This window comes from Deinococcus misasensis DSM 22328, from assembly GCF_000745915.1.
In the GTDB taxonomy this organism is placed as follows: Bacteria; Deinococcota; Deinococci; order Deinococcales; family Deinococcaceae; genus Deinococcus_C; species Deinococcus_C misasensis.
In genome coordinates this window covers 22,377-38,045 of sequence record NZ_KN050782.1, presented here as the reverse complement: position 1 = coordinate 38,045, position 15,669 = coordinate 22,377, and the positions used below count along the sequence as shown (strand labels likewise).

The following is a 15,669-nucleotide window of genomic DNA, read 5'->3' as shown; positions in this document are numbered from 1 at the left end:
GCCGAGAGCCGAGAGCCGAGAGCCGAGAGCCGAGAGCATCCTGCCATACGCACAAAAAATGGTCAAGGGATGTGTATGTAGGGGCGCAGCGGACAAGGAGACCAACATGTGGTCTCCTGTTTTGTACAAGACAGCGTGCTGTGCCCTGCTTGCTGTCAGTCTCCTCCAGACCGCAGAGCAATCCCCTACTCTTTCTCAACCACAGCATCAAAGAATGTGGCAAACTGACAGGGATGGAAAAGTCGAAAGGCTCTTCAACCCTGCGTGTCTGGATCAGCACTTTGTGCAACATTCTGGTGTGGGCAGCGGTGCTCTGGTGGTACACCATCGAACTGCCCAAATGGGTGGGTTTCATTGAAAAAGCAGACCTCACTCCGAGTTCAAACCTGCAACAGGCCCTTTTGCTTCATCCCTATGCAGGCATTGCAGCAGGGGCTCTGGTCTTGATTTTCAGTTTGATGGTGTCCAGAGGGAAAAAACCCAGCACTTTTGTGAACCTGCAATTCCTGAGTGCATTTCTGGCTGTGCTGCTGCTCGGGTGGGTGATGTGGGGGGTTTACCAGAGCGCCCAGCCTGCTGTACAAAATTTCAAATTGTTTTAGCAGTTTTCAGTGGACAGTGATCAGTGGACCATGTTCAACAATAACGGGCGCAGCACGCTGCGCCCCTACAACGGTGGTAACGGGTTTTCTGCCTTCCGCCTTCTGGCCTTCTGCCAAGGGCAAGGCACGCCTCGCCCTACAAGGCCTTCTGCCCTCGGCACTCAACCCTTGGCCCTCGGCGGGCGAAGCCCCTAAGCTTTTTCCACCTTTGATTTTCCCAACTGCTCTGGTACACTCTTTCCCATGAAGGCACCTGCACACCCACAACTGAAATCCCTGTGCAACGTGACCACCACGACCACTACCGCTTAGGCGGTCTACTTTTTATTTCCCCCCACCACAACCGAATATGCGTACCAAGAGGCCAGACAGATGCTCGTCTTTTGGCTCTTGAAGCCTATAGAATGGACTGCTGAAACTGTCCACCACTTGTGAAAGGTCGTGACCCATGCACGTTGTGCTCCCCGATGGAAAAAAACTGGAATTTGATCATCAGGCCAGTGGCTTAGATGTGGCTTCCGCAATTGGCCCGAGGCTGGCTCAGGACGCTGTGGCCGTCAAGGTTCAGGGCGAACTGAAAGACCTGCTTTCTCCCCTGCCAGATGGTGCAGAAGTCAGCATCGTCACCAAAAAAAGCATTGAAGAAGTCCCCCAATTCTTCCGCCACACCTTGGCCCACGTGATGGCACAGGCCGTCCGCGAGTTTTATGGGGCCAGAGGCCACGATGCCAAAAGCATCAAAATGGGTGTCGGTCCGGCCATTGACAATGGCTTTTACTACGACTACGACCTCCCCGAGCCCCTGAGGGCCGAAGACCTGCCAGAGATCGAAAAAATCATGAACGACATCATCACCCGTGACCTGAAACTGTCACGCAAAGAGGTGTCCCGTTCTGAGGCTCTGGAAGAGTTTGGGTATGACCCTTACAAGGTGGAGCTCATTCAGGACCTGCCTGAAGATGAAGTCCTGACCTTTTATGTGCAGGACGGCTTCACGGATCTGTGCCGGGGTCCTCACGTGCCCAGAACGGGTGTGATTCCCCGTCACTTCAAGCTGATGTCCACCAGTGGAGCTTACTGGCGTGGCAGTGAGAAAAACCCCATGATGCAGCGCATTTACGGGGTCGCCTTCGCCACCAAGCAGGAATTGGACAACTACCTGCACATGCTGGAAGAGGCCAAACGCCGCGACCACCGCAAAATTGGCAAGGATCTGGACCTGTTCTTCACCAGTGAAGTGATCGGACCCGGTCTTCCCCTCTGGCTGCCCAATGGGGCCACCATCCGCCGTGAACTGGAACGTTTCATTGTGGATCTGGAACTCCGTCAAGGGTACGAGCACGTTTATACGCCCCAGATGGCGAAAACGGAGCTTTACAAGATCTCGGGGCACTGGGACCACTACAAGGAAGACATGTTCCCGGTCATGAAGATCGATCAGGAAGAACTGGTCTTGCGCCCGATGAACTGCCCCCACCACATTCAGGTGTACAAGCACACCCAGCGTTCTTACCGGGACCTTCCCATCAAGATTGCTGAACTGGGCACCATGTACCGCTTTGAGCAGTCTGGAGAACTCACGGGCCTGAGCCGCGTGCGTTCCATGACCCTGAACGATGCCCACATCTTTGTGCGCCCCGACCAGATTCAGGCCGAGTTCAAAAAGGTGGTGGAACTGGTCCAGAGTGTGTACGAGATTCTGGGCTTCAAAGAGTACAAGTGGCGCCTTTCCCTGCGTGACCCAGAGGACACCGAAAAATACTTCCAGAACGATGAAATGTGGAACAGCGCAGAAGCACAACTGCGTCAGGCCCTCGACGACATGGGGCTGGATTACTACGAGTCTCCCGGCGACGCAGCCTTCTACGGTCCCAAACTGGACGTGCAGGTGAAGAGCGCTCTGGGCAAAGACGAGACCATTTCCACGGTGCAACTGGACTTCCTGCTGCCCCAGAAATTCGAACTGGAATACGTCAACGAAGAATCGGGCCGTTCCAGACCGGTGATGATCCACCGTGGCATCATCTCCACGATGGAGCGCATGACCGCCTTCCTGATCGAGAACTGCGCCGGAGATTTCCCCTTCTGGCTTGCTCCAGAGCAAGTGCGCGTGGTCCCCATCGCAGACCGCCATCTGGAATACGCCCAGCAAGTGGAGGCCGAACTCCGCAAGCACGACCTGCGTGCCAAAGTGGACGATGGTGGCGAACGCATGAACGCCAAAATCCGCAACGCTGAACTCCGCAAAGTGCCTTTCGTCCTGATCGTCGGCGATCAGGAAGCCGAAAAGCAGGAACTCAGCGTGCGTGAACGCCACAAAGGGGAACGCAAAGGGGTGCCTCTGGCCGAACTGGTGCAGGAACTGGCTGCACGGTACCGGAACCGTTCACTTTAAAAGCAAAGTCCCACAGAAAAGAAAAATCCCAGAGCAAAACTCTGGGATTTTTCTTCTGCCGAGGGCTGAGGGCACAGGGACGGGGGCATTTGAGTGCTACAGCTTAAGCTTCTCCCATCGAAAAGCGAAGCATCTGGGCTGCCAAATCATTTTGTTTTTGCCCTCGGCGCTCGGCATCCCCTGGAACACTGTTGTGATCTCCCCACTCGGATAAGATAAGACCAGCATGTTTCAGCCCATACGCGAATGGTGGCAGTTTTTACTGCACCCCCACCTCGAGAAAGCCCCTGTTTCACATCCCAACCAACACTTTTTCACTTTGCTGGTTTTTCAATGTGTGCTGTCGGTCCTGAGTTTGCTGGCGGTCAGCTTTGCCATCCCCAACTTCGAGAAACTGGCCAACGACAACAACGTTCAAAAAATGATGCAAGAATCTGGACCCATCTGGATCTTGCTGGGCGCAGCACTGGTTGAAGAGCTGATTTTCAGGTTGCCCCTTGGCATGTACCGTTCCAGATTCCTGATCCCAAGCGGGCTTTTGATCATCATGCTCGCATGGCCCAACAACACCAACCTCTGGATGCAAATTTCCATTGCTTTTGGCATGGGCATCATGGTGCTCGGGATTCTGGGACTGCATTACGATTACAAAGACCTGCTCAGAAACACCTGGGCCAGAGGCTTTCCGGGGGTTTTTTACCTGTTTGCAGGGGTGTTTGCTCTGGTGCACCTGAGCAACTATGGCAGCACCCTTGCCAACATCAACCTGTTTCAGATGTTGCTTCTGGTGGTACCACAATTTCTGGCAGGCCTGACTTTTGGTTATGCACGCATGCGGATGGGCTTCCTGAACGCTGTAGCCCTCCACGCGGCTTACAACGGGGTTCTTTTGATTCTGGGTTTGCTGTTCAATTCGCAATGACTTTTTCTCTGGTCGGCACTTTCAGACCGATGTACCAGATGCCCACCAACCCGAGAGCAATGATGCAGGCTGCAATCAACAAAGCATATTCTGCATTTCCAGAGCGTTTCATGATCCGTCCATACACCAGAATGCTGCTGGCCGTGCAAGAGATAACGATCATGCTGATGGCAAAGATTTTGGCCCTCTGGGGCATGCCCAGCCCAGCTTCATAATCCCTGAGCAGGGGGCCTGCAACAGGCAAATTCAAAAGCCATTCATGGAACTTGGGACTGCTGCGAGCGAAACAGGCTGCAGCCAGCACAAAGAAAACCGTGCCCGGCATGGCTGGAAGGTAAAATCCCAGAAAACCCAACCCCACACAGAGAAAACCAGCAGCGATCCAGAGGGGACGTGACCATGTGGGGGCTTGCTTCACAGACATGCTGTCAGTCTAAAGCAAAGTGAACAAAAAACAAGATTCAGTCACTTACAATTCACTTCAAGACAGCAGTTTGCCTGCACCAAACATCAGCAAATACGTCACCCCTTGAAGCAACAAAATGCCCAGACCGCGTCCAAAGGAAAGGGCTGCTTTTTTTGCAGGTTGGGTTGCCAGCAAGTAAACACCTGCTCCCACAAATCCAAAAACCCCAGTCAGAAAAGCATTTCGATCGGTGATCGGATAAGCTCTGGCTTCTGCATCGGCCTTGCACCACAGGTAAACCAGAGATCCATAGGTGAAAGAAAACACATAATTCGCCCCCCTGGTGATGGCAACATTTGCAGGAAAAGCATCCAGAAGGCCCCTGAGTGCCACCAGCAAAAACATGCCCAAGATGTATTGTTTCGTCCATGCCATGGGTACAGCATAAAGAATTCCTGCTTTCAAGGAAATCCCTCTGTCAGAGCAAGCCGAGGTCTTCCCTGTCCTGCTTGGAAAGTCCTTTGGCCACCAATGCATAAGAGTGGTCAATCAATTCCAGCACCAGATCAGCAGGCAAAGTTCCATCCAGCAGGAGGCTGTTCCAATGCTTTTTGTTCATGTGCCAGCCGGGCAGAACATGCTCTGGGTATTCTTCCCGGAGTTCCAGAGCACGCTCAGGGTGGCATTTGAGGTTGACCACAATGGGATCTCTGGTGATGTCGGTCAGGGCAAAGATTTTCCCTTTGACCCGCAGGACCAGTGTTTCAAACCCAAAGGGAAAATCTTCAGTGGTGCCCCTTTTGGACAGTCCATGTTCTCTGAGTTCATTGACCGTTTGCATGGGAACATTGTATCGCAGATGTGTCTTAAAACATATTTTGACATGATTTTATGTCAATGGACGTTATCAGGGCGCACCTCATCCCTAATGCTTCGGCAAAGCTTTTTTGCCTTCTGCCTTAGCTGTTTTTGCCCTCGGCTCTGGGCCCTCGGCAGGGCGCAGCCCCGTCCTTCAGCCCCGCTTAAGATTTTTGTATGTTTTCTGATGCTAGCCTGAATTTATGCCCACCATCATCCTGACCAGTACCATCAATGCCTCAATCGATGTGGTCTTCGATTTGAGCCGCAGCATTGATCTGCACATGATCGGGGCTGCACACACCAGAGAAAAAGCGGTGGCCGGAAAAACCAGTGGACTGATCCATTTGAACGAAGAAGTCACCTGGCAAGCGGTACACTTCGGGATGCCTTTTACCCTATCCACCCGAGTGACCCGTCTGGAACGGCCTTATTACTTTGTGACCGAAATGGTCCGTGGGCCTTTCAAAAGCCTCAAGCACGAACACCGTTTCCGGGTCCTGAAGAACGGCGACACCGAAATGAAAGAGATTTTTGAGTACAAATTGCCCCTCGGGGTGATGGGCTCTGCTGCGGAGCACATGTTCATGACCCGTTATTTCCAGCGTTTTCTGTCTGTTCGCAACAACACCATCTTGCAGTACGCAGAAACCGAACAGTGGATGGAATTGCTGCATCCTCCAAGGCAAACCGTCATGGAATGGCAATTCGGCTGAGACCACACATCCCCAGAAAGCCCTTCCAGAAATGGAAGGGCTTAAAGCGTTGATCAGCTGGATTTGATGCCCCCAAAAGCCGCAAACACACTGTTCTTGTGCAGGATCTCCACCTCTGCAAAACCCACCTTGCGAAGCATGTCGATCTGGAACATCAGGGGCCTCGGTGTGTCTTCCTGTGCGATGTAATCAAAGACATGGTCACGGTAAGCCTCATCCTTGAGTCCAGAGAGGTACTGGCCGTAGCGTTCCCACATCAGGCTCTGGAGGGCTGGAACCGAGTGTTCAATCAGGTCGGAAATCCAGAAGGATCCTCCGGGCTTCAGGGCCTCAAAACACTGCCTGAACACCTGTTCCCACTCTGCATCGGTGCGGAGGTGGTGAAACACCGCAGCTCCCATGATCACATCAAACCGCTCCTTCCCGAGGTCCAGATCCCGCACATCCGCCTGAATGCAGGTGATGTTGCCAGAGGTCACCTCTGACACACGCGCATGAGCACGGTCCAGCATGGGCTGTGAGAGGTCAATCAGGGTGCAATTGCAATCTGGCACCACCTGCAGGAACTTCAGGGTGTAATTGCCTGCACCGCATCCAATGTCCAGAATGTCGGTGGCTTGAGGGGTCATGGTTCCTGCCGCTCTGGTGATCAGGTCCATGCTGAGGGGGGCATCAATGGAACTGGCCTGTCCGGTGTCCAGATTTGAAAAACGCTCAACATCGGCATCGAAACGGGCGCGGATTTGCTCTGGGGTGCTTTTGTTTGACATGGAGGGTCCTTTCGGGGGGGAGCATTGCCAAGGGCCGAGAGCCGAGGGCCGAGAGCGAAAAAAGCTTTTGCTTAATGAATTTTCACAAATGATGTTGGTGGATCATCTCTGGAGCAATTCAGGAACACTTCTCGCTGTGAACTGTCTACTGTAAACTGTGAACTTTTCCGAGCGAGATCCTGAAAGCACACCCTCTTCTGTGATCCTGCACTAAGCCCTCGGCATCTCTCTCACCTGCCCAGCAAAGCAAGTATGCTAAAAGCATGCGGATGGGTTTCTTTCAAATTCTGGCCCTGATTCTGGGCCTCGGGCTTCCAGTGGTGTTCATTTACGTGGTGACCACCTATTTCGCCACGCCAAAACGCTTCAATGAACACGACCAGAAAGCTTTGCTGGAAAAACGCCTGAAGAAGAAACAAAAAAACAGTGACGGGTGAGTTCCCCGTCACTGCAACAAAAACCTTCCCTCAGGCAGTCACGGGAGCCTTCAGGATGTTTAGCACGGTTTCGGTGAATTGCTGCGTACCAGCCGTTCCCCCGAGATCTTTGGTGGGATTCTCGTTGAGGGCCTTCAGGATGGCAGCGTCAATGCGGTCTGCTGCTTCAGGACGGTTCAGGCTGTAGCGCAACATCAGGGCAGCGCTCAGAATGGTGGCGGTGGGGTTGGCAATGCCCTGACCGGCAATGTCTGGCGCAGAGCCGTGAATGGGCTCGTAGAGACCTGCACCATCGCCCAGAGAGGCAGAAGGCATCAAGCCCAGTGAACCGGGCAACACAGCCCCGAGGTCAGACAGGATGTCTCCGAACAGGTTTTCGGTGACGATCACGTCGTAACGGCTCGGGTTGGTGACCAGCAGCATGGCCACACTGTCCACGTATTCATGGTTCAGGGCCACATCACTGTACTCAGATTGCTGGACTTTGACCACTTCACGACGCCAGAACTCACTGACCTCCAGAACGTTGGCTTTGTCCACACTGGTCACTTTGTTGCGGCGACCCTGAGCGGCTTTGAAAGCCACACGGGCAATGCGCTCGACTTCGTGGGTGCGGTAACGCATGGCATTGAAGCCCTCGTCTTCGCGGATGTAGCGCTCGGGGTCGAAGTAGACGCCACCCAGCAATTCTCGGACGATCAGGACATCCACACCACGGGCCAGCTCGGGTTTGAGGGGAGACAGGTGCTCCATGCCCTCGTAGACCTTGATGGGGCGCAGGTTGGCATACACACCCAGAGCTTTGCGCAGGGCAAGCAGGCCGGACTCGGGGCGCAGGTGGCGGGGCAGGGTGTTCCAGTGGGAATCCTGAGCCCCTCCAATGCTGCCCAGCAGCACCGCATCGGCGTTTTTCACGGCTTCCTGCGTGGCAGCAGTGAACGGCTCGCCGTATGCATCGATGGACGCTCCACCAAATTTGTGCTCTTCATATTCGAGGTCAGGGGCGACCACTTTCAGCACTTCAAGGGCGCTGGCAACAATCTCGGGACCGATTCCGTCTCCGGGCAGGACAACAATTTTAGGCATTCACACCTCCTTTAAAGCAGCGGGGCGCAAGTCAAAGCGCCCCGAAAAATTCAGTTGAAGGTTTCTTTCATGTACTCAAGCCAGCCACCCGATTTCTGCACATCAAGGGCAAACTGGGGCACGGGCACAAAGGTCACGACCTGACCGGTGCGCTTGTTGGTGATGACCCCTGCTTTGAGGTCCAGATCGGCCTCGTCGCCATCTTGGAAAGCGGAAACAATGTCTGCGCATTCCAGAGCAAGAAAGCCGTTGTTGATGGCATTGCGGTAGAAGATCCGGGCAAAGTTGGGGGCCAGCACGGCAGCCACCCCTGCGCCACGGATGGCCCACACGGCGTGTTCACGGCTGCTTCCGCAACCGAAGTCGGCTCCGGCCACGATGATGTCGCCGGGCTGAACGCGCTTCACGAAGTCCTTGTCATAATCTTCCATCGCATACTTCGCCAGTTCGGATTCCACGTCGGTGGTCAGGTGGCGGGCAGGGATGATCTCGTCGGTGTTGATGTGGTCACGACCAAACACATGCACTTTCGGCATTGATAACTCCTTGGAAAAGCTTTCCGCTGTCAGCCATCAGCTGTCAGCCAGAAAAACAGGACACTTCAGCTCAAATGGCGGATCAATCTGCAGCGGAACCCGAGCCGATGAACTCGCGGGGATCGGTGATGTATCCGGTCACGGCGCTGGCTGCAACGGTGGCAGGGCTGGCCAGATAGATCTGGGCGCTGGGATCACCCATGCGTCCCACGAAGTTGCGGTTGGAGCTGGAAATGCAGATGTCGTTTGGACCGAGCACACCCGAGTGCATGCCAAGGCAGGCACCACAGGAGGGGTAAGACACGCTGGCTCCGGCATCCACAAAGATTTCCATCAGGCCTTCCTGAGCAGCCTGCTTCCAGATGGCCTGGGTGGCAGGCACCACAATCATCTGGACCCCATCGGCGACCTTGCGGCCTTTGAGGATGGCAGCCACTTCACGCAGGTCAGAGATGCGACCGTTGGTGCAGCTTCCCACGTAGGCGTGGGTCACGGCGATTTTATCGGTTCCGGCCACTTTGCCATTGGAGGGAATGTGGGGGTAAGCCACAGTGGGCTCCAGAGCGCCTGCATCAATTTCGATGACCACTTTGTATTTGGCGTCTGGGTCAGACTGGTACTCGGTGTACTGGTCGGGGGTCACGCCACGTGCAGCGAGGAAAGCGCGGGTGGTGTCATCGACAGCCACGATGCCGGTTTTGCCGCCTGCCTCGATGGCCATGTTGGTGAGGGTGAAACGGCCTTCCATGTCCATGTTGTCGATGGTTTCGCCAACCCATTCCATCACCATGTAGTTTGCGCCGTCTGCGCCGATCTGTTTGATGACTTCCAGCACGAGGTCTTTGGGGGTCACACCGGGTTTGAATGCACCGGTGACTTTGATCAGCATGGTCTCGGGGACTTTGAACCACACTTTGCCCGAGTAGATGGCTCCGGCCAGGTCCGTAGAGCCCACACCCGTTGCGAAAGCACCCAGAGCGCCCGCATTGCAGGTGTGGCTGTCGCCGGACACCAAGGTGTCGCCGGGTTTGACCAGTCCGGTGTTTTCAAGCACCACGTGGGCAATTCCGCCACGGCCCACATCGAAGAAGTGCTTGATGCCCTTCTCGTGGACCCAGCTTTTGAGTTTCTGGTACATCTTGGCGGCCTTGATGTTCATGGCCGGTACAGAGTGGTCAGGAACGGCCACAATGCGGTCCGGGTTGAACACCTTGTCCATGCCACGCTCTTCAAGCATGCGCAGGGCAGCGGGGGTGGTGATCTCGTGGCAGAGCACCCATGAGGTGTCGCACATGAGGAGTTGCCCGGGAACCACACTCTCGTTCCCACTGCGGGCGGCCAGAATCTTTTCTGCAATCGTCATACCCATCTTTTCGTTCCTCCTTCGTCCAACGAAAAGCCCCGAAACCTCTTGCAAAGTTTCGGGGTGTATTGGCATAGGTCAATGTTCGCCAGCTTACCCCTGACGGTTGTGTAGCAGGTTGTAGGCTCTGGTGCTGAACATTGCAACCATCATAGTGTGCGGTTTCCCTGAAGGCAAGCACAGATATAGATTTGCTTACACAACATGGGGGAAGACAGAAGGCTGAGAGCAGCGACTCAGTGCAACGCGGGCCGCCCCGCAAGCACGTAAGTCAGAGTCAAGACAGAAGGCTGAGGCAACCTTGAAGCTTTGGCTTGTGCAATGCAGGGCGAGGCGTGCCTCGCCCCTACGTTAGAGACAACAATGTTCTGCCTTCTGCCTTCTGCCTTCTGTCTTCTGCCTTCTGCCTTCTGCCTTCTGCCTTCTGCCTTCTGCCTTCTGCCTTCTGCCTTCTGCCTTCTGCCTTCTTACACCCGCACCGTCTGATACCTCATCGGACGACCAAACTGATGCAATTTTCCAGTCTTGCGCATGGCACCCTGAAACACGGTCAGTTCAGGATTCTGAGGATCAAACCCATCCAGACGCACGGTGCAAATGCGACCCGTGTTGTATCCGCCTGTGTCAATGAACAGGTGCTTGCCAAACATCACCGGTTCCAGAGTGGGGGTGTGACCATGAATGCTCATGATCACCCCATCAGGCAACGGAAAAGGACCTTCGTAAGGCCGCACCCAGAGGGCCACATCTTCTGGTGAATGGTCGCCTCTGGCATGTGGAGGGGCAGCATGGGAGAGCAGCACACTGCCTTGCTGTGGATGGTCGGTGATGCCCTCTGGGCCCACAAACATGGCGATCCGCCCGAGTTGCAGGTAACCAAGCAGATCTTCCGGGTATTTCTCGATGGTGAAACGTTCATATTCGCGAATCACGGTTTCCCCGCCGGCTTCACGCCAGTGGCGGAAAGATTCGAAGGCTTTCTGGTAGTCCCGCATGCTTTTGCTGGACAGGTGGCTCTGGTAATGGCGGTAAGGCATCAGGGCCATTTCTTCGTGGTTGCCCCGAATCACCGTGGCCCTTCCCTGAGCATGCAGGTCCAGCACGGTTTTCATGGCGAGGCGGTTCTGGGGTCCGCGGTCAATCACATCGCCCAGAAAGACGAAATGGGTGTCCGAAGGGTGGTGGGCAACAATGGCTTCCAGAATGTCGTGTCTTCCGTGCAAATCACCAATGGCAACAATCATCGGGAACATTCTGGCACATCTTTGCCCCTGTTTCGGTGTGCAGAAACGCCAGAGCGTTCACCTTTGCTGAAGGCAAACATCAAGCGATTTTCTGAATTTCGCGCAACCTCCTCCAGACACCTGCATGGCTGAGTTTCATTGGAAGCCTTTACAATTTCGATGCGTCAAGCCTGAGGTATCCACTCGGGTTGGGAGGAAAAGATGAAAGTGCTCACCGTCTGTCTTGGAAACATCTGCCGCTCACCTCTGGCCGAAGTGCTGGTCCGTCAAGCCCTGCAAGAAGCGGGAATCGAAGCCAATGTGGACAGTGCTGGAACAGGAGACTGGCACCGGGGCGAGTTGCCCGATGCCAGAGCCCGTCAGGTGGCTTCTGAAAACGGCATTGAACTGACCCACCGTGCCCGCCAGCTTCAGGAACAGGATTTTTTTGATTTCGATCACATTCTGGTGATGGATGAACAGAACCTGCGCACGGTGAAAAAACTGCAGCCCAGCACATCAAAAGCCCGTGTCAAAATGATCCGCGATTTCGATGCTCTGGGAAAAGGTGCGGTTCCTGATCCGTATTACGGCACCCGGCAGGACTTCACAGTGGTGTGGAACATGCTGGAGCGTTCTGCTCAGGGCTTTGCAGCCCACGTGGCAAGCAGCACTGTGTCCCAACCTTAAAACAACCAGAGGAAATTGAACAGGCCAGAGGGTTGCTCTGGCCTGTTTTTTATTCTTTCAGAACCACCTGATGCTGGACCCGTCTGGCATTGATTCCGGTCAGCACTTCGTATTCGATGGTGTTGGCGTGGGGGGCCAGTTGGGTGGCGGTGATTTCATCAAAGCCCATGACCTCCACGTAATCTCCGATTTGAACATCCAGACCGGTCACATCCAGCATGCACTGGTCCATGCAGATGCGGCCAATCACCTCGCGCCATTCCTGACCCCATCGGGCTTTCACGTGTCCGGTGGCGGATCTCGGGTAGCCATCGGCATAACCAATTTGCAAGGTGGCCACGCGGGTTTCTTTTTCTGCGGTCCAGAGTTCGCCGTAAGACACTTTTTCACCGGGCTGCATGGTGTGGAGGTAACCCACGCGGGTCATCAGGCGCATCACGGGCTTCAGTTCCAGACCTGCCTCTGGACGGGTGGTAAAGCCATATGCCGCAATGCCCGGACGGATCAAATTGAAACCCGCATCCGCTCCAAAAGCCTCTACACCTGCGGAGTTGCTGATGTGGTAAATCAGGCCGGGCAAACCTGCATGTTCCAGACCAAATTTGACCTCCTTGAACATTTCCAACTGGCGTGTGGCACTGACTGGATGGGTATCGTCTGCACTGGCAAAGTGGGAGAACACCCCCTCCACCAGCAGGCCCCTGTGCTGTGCGGTCTGGGCAATCCGCACCACTTCCTCGGGCCGCATCCCCAGACGGTTCATGCCCGTGTTGACTTTGAGGTGGATGCGTGATCCTGCAGGCAAATACAGCACTTCCTCCAGACTGCTGATGGTCAGGCGCACACCCATTTTGGCCAATTGAACAGCATCTTCATGGGCTGGAGGGGTGAGCAGCAACACCGGTTTCCGGGTCAGGGGAAGAATTTCCAGAGCCTCTTCGGGAGATGCCACCGCAAAACCCCAGATCACTTTCCAGTCGGTGGTGTGCTTGACCACCAATGCCGCATTGTGGCCGTAAGCATTGGCTTTGACCGGAAACAGCACAGGGACGGATCCGGCACGCCGGGACAGGGCCAGCAGGTTGGCATGCAGGTGAGCAAGGTGGATTTCGGCAATGACTCTGGGTGTCATGGGGAACATGGTAACGCACGGGAGGGCAGGTGGGGCCTGATTTGCATGGTTGCCGAGGGCCGAGGGCTTTGAAAGCCAAGGCAGAAAGCAGAAGGCACGATGCTCGACAAGCCATTCATGATTAAGAGAAACCTTTAAGGGTGAGGCACGGCCTTTGCCAAAGCATTTTTAGCTCTCGGCTTTCGGCCCTCGGCAGTTAATACTTGAACCCAGTCCAAAAATCTTGATGCATCCAAACCCGGCTTTCCCGCAGATCAGTCATCAGAAGGAACCCGAGGCGAAACGTCCTCAATTCATTCAAGGAGAACACACATGAAAAAGATCCTGACTGTTTCCACCACCCTGGCTCTGGCCCTTGGCATGACCGCTTTTGCCCAAAACATGAACGCTTTTGTGCGCGTGGTCCACGCTGTCCCCGATGCACCCGCAGTGGATGTGTACGTGGATGGCAAACGCACCGTCAGCAATGCCCCTTTCAAAGCTGTAACCCCTTACGGTGATGTGCCTACTGGCAAACACAAAGTGGTGATCACCGCTGCCGGAGACATGAACGCCAAAGTCTACGAAGGCGAAGTGAACCTGCGTGCAGGACAGTATTACACCGTGGCTGCACTGGGCTACCTAAAAACCCTGAAAGCCAAAGTGTTCGTGGCCAGCAGCCTGAACATGGACAAAGAGAAGGCGCAGGTCAATGTGTTCCACTTCTCCCCCAACGGGCCTCGGGTGGATGCCATTGCACCGGATTATGACAATGCCCGCATCGTGCCCAACCTGTCTTATGGTCGCATGTACAAAGCCATGGTCAGCCCCATGGGTGTGAACCTGAACATTGTCCCCGCCATGAAAACCACCCCTGTGGTCAAAAACCTGAGTGGCATCAGCGTGAATGCTGGCAAAACCTACAGCGTCTTTGCCGTGGGATTGGTGGGCGGCATGGGAGATCAGGCTTTCGATCTGGTCGCTGTGGAAGACAAAGTGGTCATGGGCTCCATGAACGGTCAGTAACCCCAGAGGTTCAAAGGTCAGGGGATTGCCCTGGCCTTTTTTGTTTCCATTTTTGTTTCCTTTTTTCGGCTTTGTCAGCGAAGTCAGCGAAAACTGTGCACACAGGAGAAAAACATGTCTGTTTGGTTGTCCGGTTTCAGTGCAGGGGTGCTTCTCAGCGTGCTGGGCTTGCTGGCCCGGCTCTGGGCAGGTCTTCCCTATCCGCCACAGGTGCTTTTTGATCGCCTCACCCGCTTGATGGGCACCCCCGAGGTGTTCAACTGGCTGCACCAATGGCTGGGTGTGGGTCAAGGTGGCAAAATTGGGGCTTTCGTTGGGGTGCTGTTCCTGTGGTTGGGTGGATTGACTTTGCTGGGCCTGATGGCCCCTCTGGTCGGCAGTCTGGTGTTGCTTGTGGGACTTCTGGTGTTGATGCCTGTTCCGTGGGCCATTGGATATGCCCTTTTCTACCTGCTGATCCGACTGGCCCTGCAACCTGCTCAAAAAGCCCATCAAGCCGGGCGCAGACAGGCCTTGAATGCCATTGGTGCAGGGTCCTTGCTGGTCACCCTGGCTGCCTCGGGAGGTCTGTTCAGAAAAGTGCTGCAAGGCACCGACCAGACCGCCACCCCAGCCCTGAAAGCCGGATCTCCCCTGCCCGAGGGGGTGGTCTCACAGGAAGACCTGTACTACGTCAGCAAAAATCTGGAAGGCTTTGATCCGGTCCTCAAAGAACAGGACTGGACCCTGAAGGTCTCGGGAAGGGTCAACACCCCTCAAACCTTCACCCTTGCAGACCTGAAAAAACTGCCCCAGAAGCAACTGGAACTCACCCTGAATTGCATTTCCAATCCTGTGGGTGGCTTCCTGATCGGCAATGCCATCTGGACGGGCTTCACTGTGCGTGAACTGCTGAACCGGGTGGGGGTCCAGCAGGGGGCCAAATTCATCATCTGGAAAGCCGCCGATGGGTACATCGAGTCTTTGCCTCTGGGCGAGGCCTACGAAGAGGATGTCCTGCTGGTCCACAGCATCAACGGTGAGCCCCTCAATGCACGTCACGGGTTTCCCCTCAGGGTGCTCATTCCGGGCAGATACGGCATGAAGCAAGCCCGTTGGATCACCGAGATTGAACTGTCCAGCACCGATGTCCCTTCCTACTGGAGCCAGAGGGGATGGGACAAAGAGGCGTTCATCAAACCCTCCAGCCGTTTTGATTACCCCGAGGAAGGCAAGCCCGTTCCAGCCCAGCAACAGGTGGAATTGCGCGGTGTGGCTTTCGCTGGAAAAACCCCCATCACACGTGTGGAAGTCTCTGTGGACGGTGGAAAAAGCTGGATGGAAACCACCTTGAAAGAGCGAAGGTCAAATCACGCCTGGACGCTCTGGAGCTTGCCATGGACTTTTGAAGAAGGCATCCATGAAGTGGTGGTTCGTGCACATGCAGGAGGCAAAGTGCAGACCGATCAGACCGCTGATCCTTTGCCCAGCGGATCCACAGGATGGCACCGGTTTCTGGTGAATGTTTCCTGACTTGTTTACCGACCCG

General features: G+C 55.0%; 17 protein-coding genes. 8 read left to right on the top strand and 9 right to left on the bottom strand.

Annotated elements, in window-relative coordinates:
* The first annotated feature begins 233 nt into the window (after positions 1-233).
* The 3 genes from Q371_RS24460 to Q371_RS24450 all read left to right on the top strand — a co-directional run bounded on the left by Q371_RS24460 (position 234) and on the right by Q371_RS24450 (position 3,919).
* The gene (locus Q371_RS24460) at positions 234-602 is read left to right on the top strand and encodes a hypothetical protein (protein WP_157442932.1); all 369 of its coding nucleotides are present in this window, start codon (positions 234-236) and stop codon (positions 600-602) included.
* Between the two features lie 448 nt (positions 603-1,050).
* Complete coding sequence (gene thrS, locus Q371_RS24455) at positions 1,051-2,997, top strand: threonine--tRNA ligase (RefSeq protein WP_034346131.1); 1,947 nt, start codon at positions 1,051-1,053, stop codon at positions 2,995-2,997.
* A 226-nt stretch (positions 2,998-3,223) separates the two neighbouring features.
* Positions 3,224-3,919, top strand: coding sequence for a CPBP family glutamic-type intramembrane protease (locus Q371_RS24450; RefSeq protein WP_034346128.1), 696 nt, complete (start codon positions 3,224-3,226; stop codon positions 3,917-3,919).
* Here Q371_RS24450 and Q371_RS24445 read toward each other — a convergent pair.
* Genes Q371_RS24445 through Q371_RS24435 form a run of 3 tightly spaced genes read right to left on the bottom strand, consistent with a single transcriptional unit; the run spans position 3,906 to position 5,166 of the window.
* Positions 3,906-4,343 carry a YbaN family protein gene (locus Q371_RS24445; RefSeq protein ID WP_034346125.1) on the bottom strand — a complete coding sequence of 146 codons (438 nt, stop codon included), beginning with the start codon at positions 4,341-4,343 and terminating at the stop codon, positions 3,906-3,908. The genes Q371_RS24450 and Q371_RS24445 overlap by 14 nt on opposite strands.
* Before the next feature lie 57 nt (positions 4,344-4,400).
* Positions 4,401-4,760 carry a hypothetical protein gene (locus Q371_RS24440; RefSeq protein ID WP_034346123.1) on the bottom strand — a complete coding sequence of 120 codons (360 nt, stop codon included), beginning with the start codon at positions 4,758-4,760 and terminating at the stop codon, positions 4,401-4,403.
* Positions 4,761-4,803: 43 nt separating this feature from the next.
* On the bottom strand, positions 4,804-5,166 hold the full coding sequence (locus Q371_RS24435) for an MmcQ/YjbR family DNA-binding protein (RefSeq protein ID WP_034346120.1): 363 nt from the start codon (positions 5,164-5,166) through the stop codon (positions 4,804-4,806).
* 220 nt (positions 5,167-5,386) lie between these two features.
* Between Q371_RS24435 and Q371_RS24430 the strand changes: the two genes are divergently transcribed.
* Entirely contained in the window at positions 5,387-5,899 is a 513-nt protein-coding gene (locus Q371_RS24430; RefSeq protein ID WP_034346117.1) for an SRPBCC family protein, read from the top strand.
* Between the two features lie 53 nt (positions 5,900-5,952).
* Here Q371_RS24430 and Q371_RS24425 read toward each other — a convergent pair whose 3' ends face one another.
* Positions 5,953-6,669 (bottom strand): class I SAM-dependent methyltransferase, encoded by a 717-nt coding sequence (locus tag Q371_RS24425; protein ID WP_034346114.1) that lies wholly within the window; start codon positions 6,667-6,669, stop codon positions 5,953-5,955.
* A gap of 263 nt (positions 6,670-6,932) precedes the next feature.
* Between Q371_RS24425 and Q371_RS27445 the strand changes: the two genes are divergently transcribed.
* Positions 6,933-7,106, top strand: coding sequence for a hypothetical protein (locus tag Q371_RS27445; protein WP_157442931.1), 174 nt, complete (start codon positions 6,933-6,935; stop codon positions 7,104-7,106).
* 30 nt (positions 7,107-7,136) lie between these two features.
* Here Q371_RS27445 and leuB read toward each other — a convergent pair whose 3' ends face one another.
* The 4 genes from leuB to Q371_RS24400 form a co-directional block, all read right to left on the bottom strand.
* Positions 7,137-8,192 (bottom strand): 3-isopropylmalate dehydrogenase, encoded by a 1,056-nt coding sequence (gene leuB / locus Q371_RS24420; RefSeq protein WP_034346111.1) that lies wholly within the window; start codon positions 8,190-8,192, stop codon positions 7,137-7,139.
* Between the two features lie 50 nt (positions 8,193-8,242).
* Positions 8,243-8,728 carry a 3-isopropylmalate dehydratase small subunit gene (locus tag Q371_RS24415; protein ID WP_034346109.1) on the bottom strand — a complete coding sequence of 162 codons (486 nt, stop codon included), beginning with the start codon at positions 8,726-8,728 and terminating at the stop codon, positions 8,243-8,245.
* Positions 8,729-8,810: 82 nt separating this feature from the next.
* Entirely contained in the window at positions 8,811-10,097 is a 1,287-nt protein-coding gene (locus tag Q371_RS24410; protein ID WP_034346093.1) for a 3-isopropylmalate dehydratase large subunit, read from the bottom strand.
* Between the two features lie 461 nt (positions 10,098-10,558).
* Positions 10,559-11,335, bottom strand: coding sequence for a metallophosphoesterase (locus tag Q371_RS24400; RefSeq protein WP_169743925.1), 777 nt, complete (start codon positions 11,333-11,335; stop codon positions 10,559-10,561).
* Positions 11,336-11,536: 201 nt separating this feature from the next.
* On the opposite strand from Q371_RS24400, the gene Q371_RS24395 reads away from it, so the two are divergent.
* Complete coding sequence (locus tag Q371_RS24395) at positions 11,537-12,004, top strand: low molecular weight protein-tyrosine-phosphatase (RefSeq protein ID WP_034346086.1); 468 nt, start codon at positions 11,537-11,539, stop codon at positions 12,002-12,004.
* 49 nt (positions 12,005-12,053) lie between these two features.
* Here the strand turns inward: Q371_RS24395 and alr are convergent, their stop codons facing one another.
* On the bottom strand, positions 12,054-13,136 hold the full coding sequence (gene alr, locus Q371_RS24390; RefSeq protein WP_034346216.1) for an alanine racemase: 1,083 nt from the start codon (positions 13,134-13,136) through the stop codon (positions 12,054-12,056).
* Between the two features lie 312 nt (positions 13,137-13,448).
* Between alr and Q371_RS24385 the strand changes: the two genes are divergently transcribed.
* Together Q371_RS24385 and Q371_RS24380 are read left to right on the top strand one after the other, a co-directional pair.
* Complete coding sequence (locus tag Q371_RS24385) at positions 13,449-14,141, top strand: DUF4397 domain-containing protein (RefSeq protein ID WP_034346084.1); 693 nt, start codon at positions 13,449-13,451, stop codon at positions 14,139-14,141.
* 114 nt (positions 14,142-14,255) lie between these two features.
* Entirely contained in the window at positions 14,256-15,653 is a 1,398-nt protein-coding gene (locus tag Q371_RS24380; protein WP_034346082.1) for a molybdopterin-dependent oxidoreductase, read from the top strand.
* Positions 15,654-15,669: the final 16 nt, after the last annotated feature.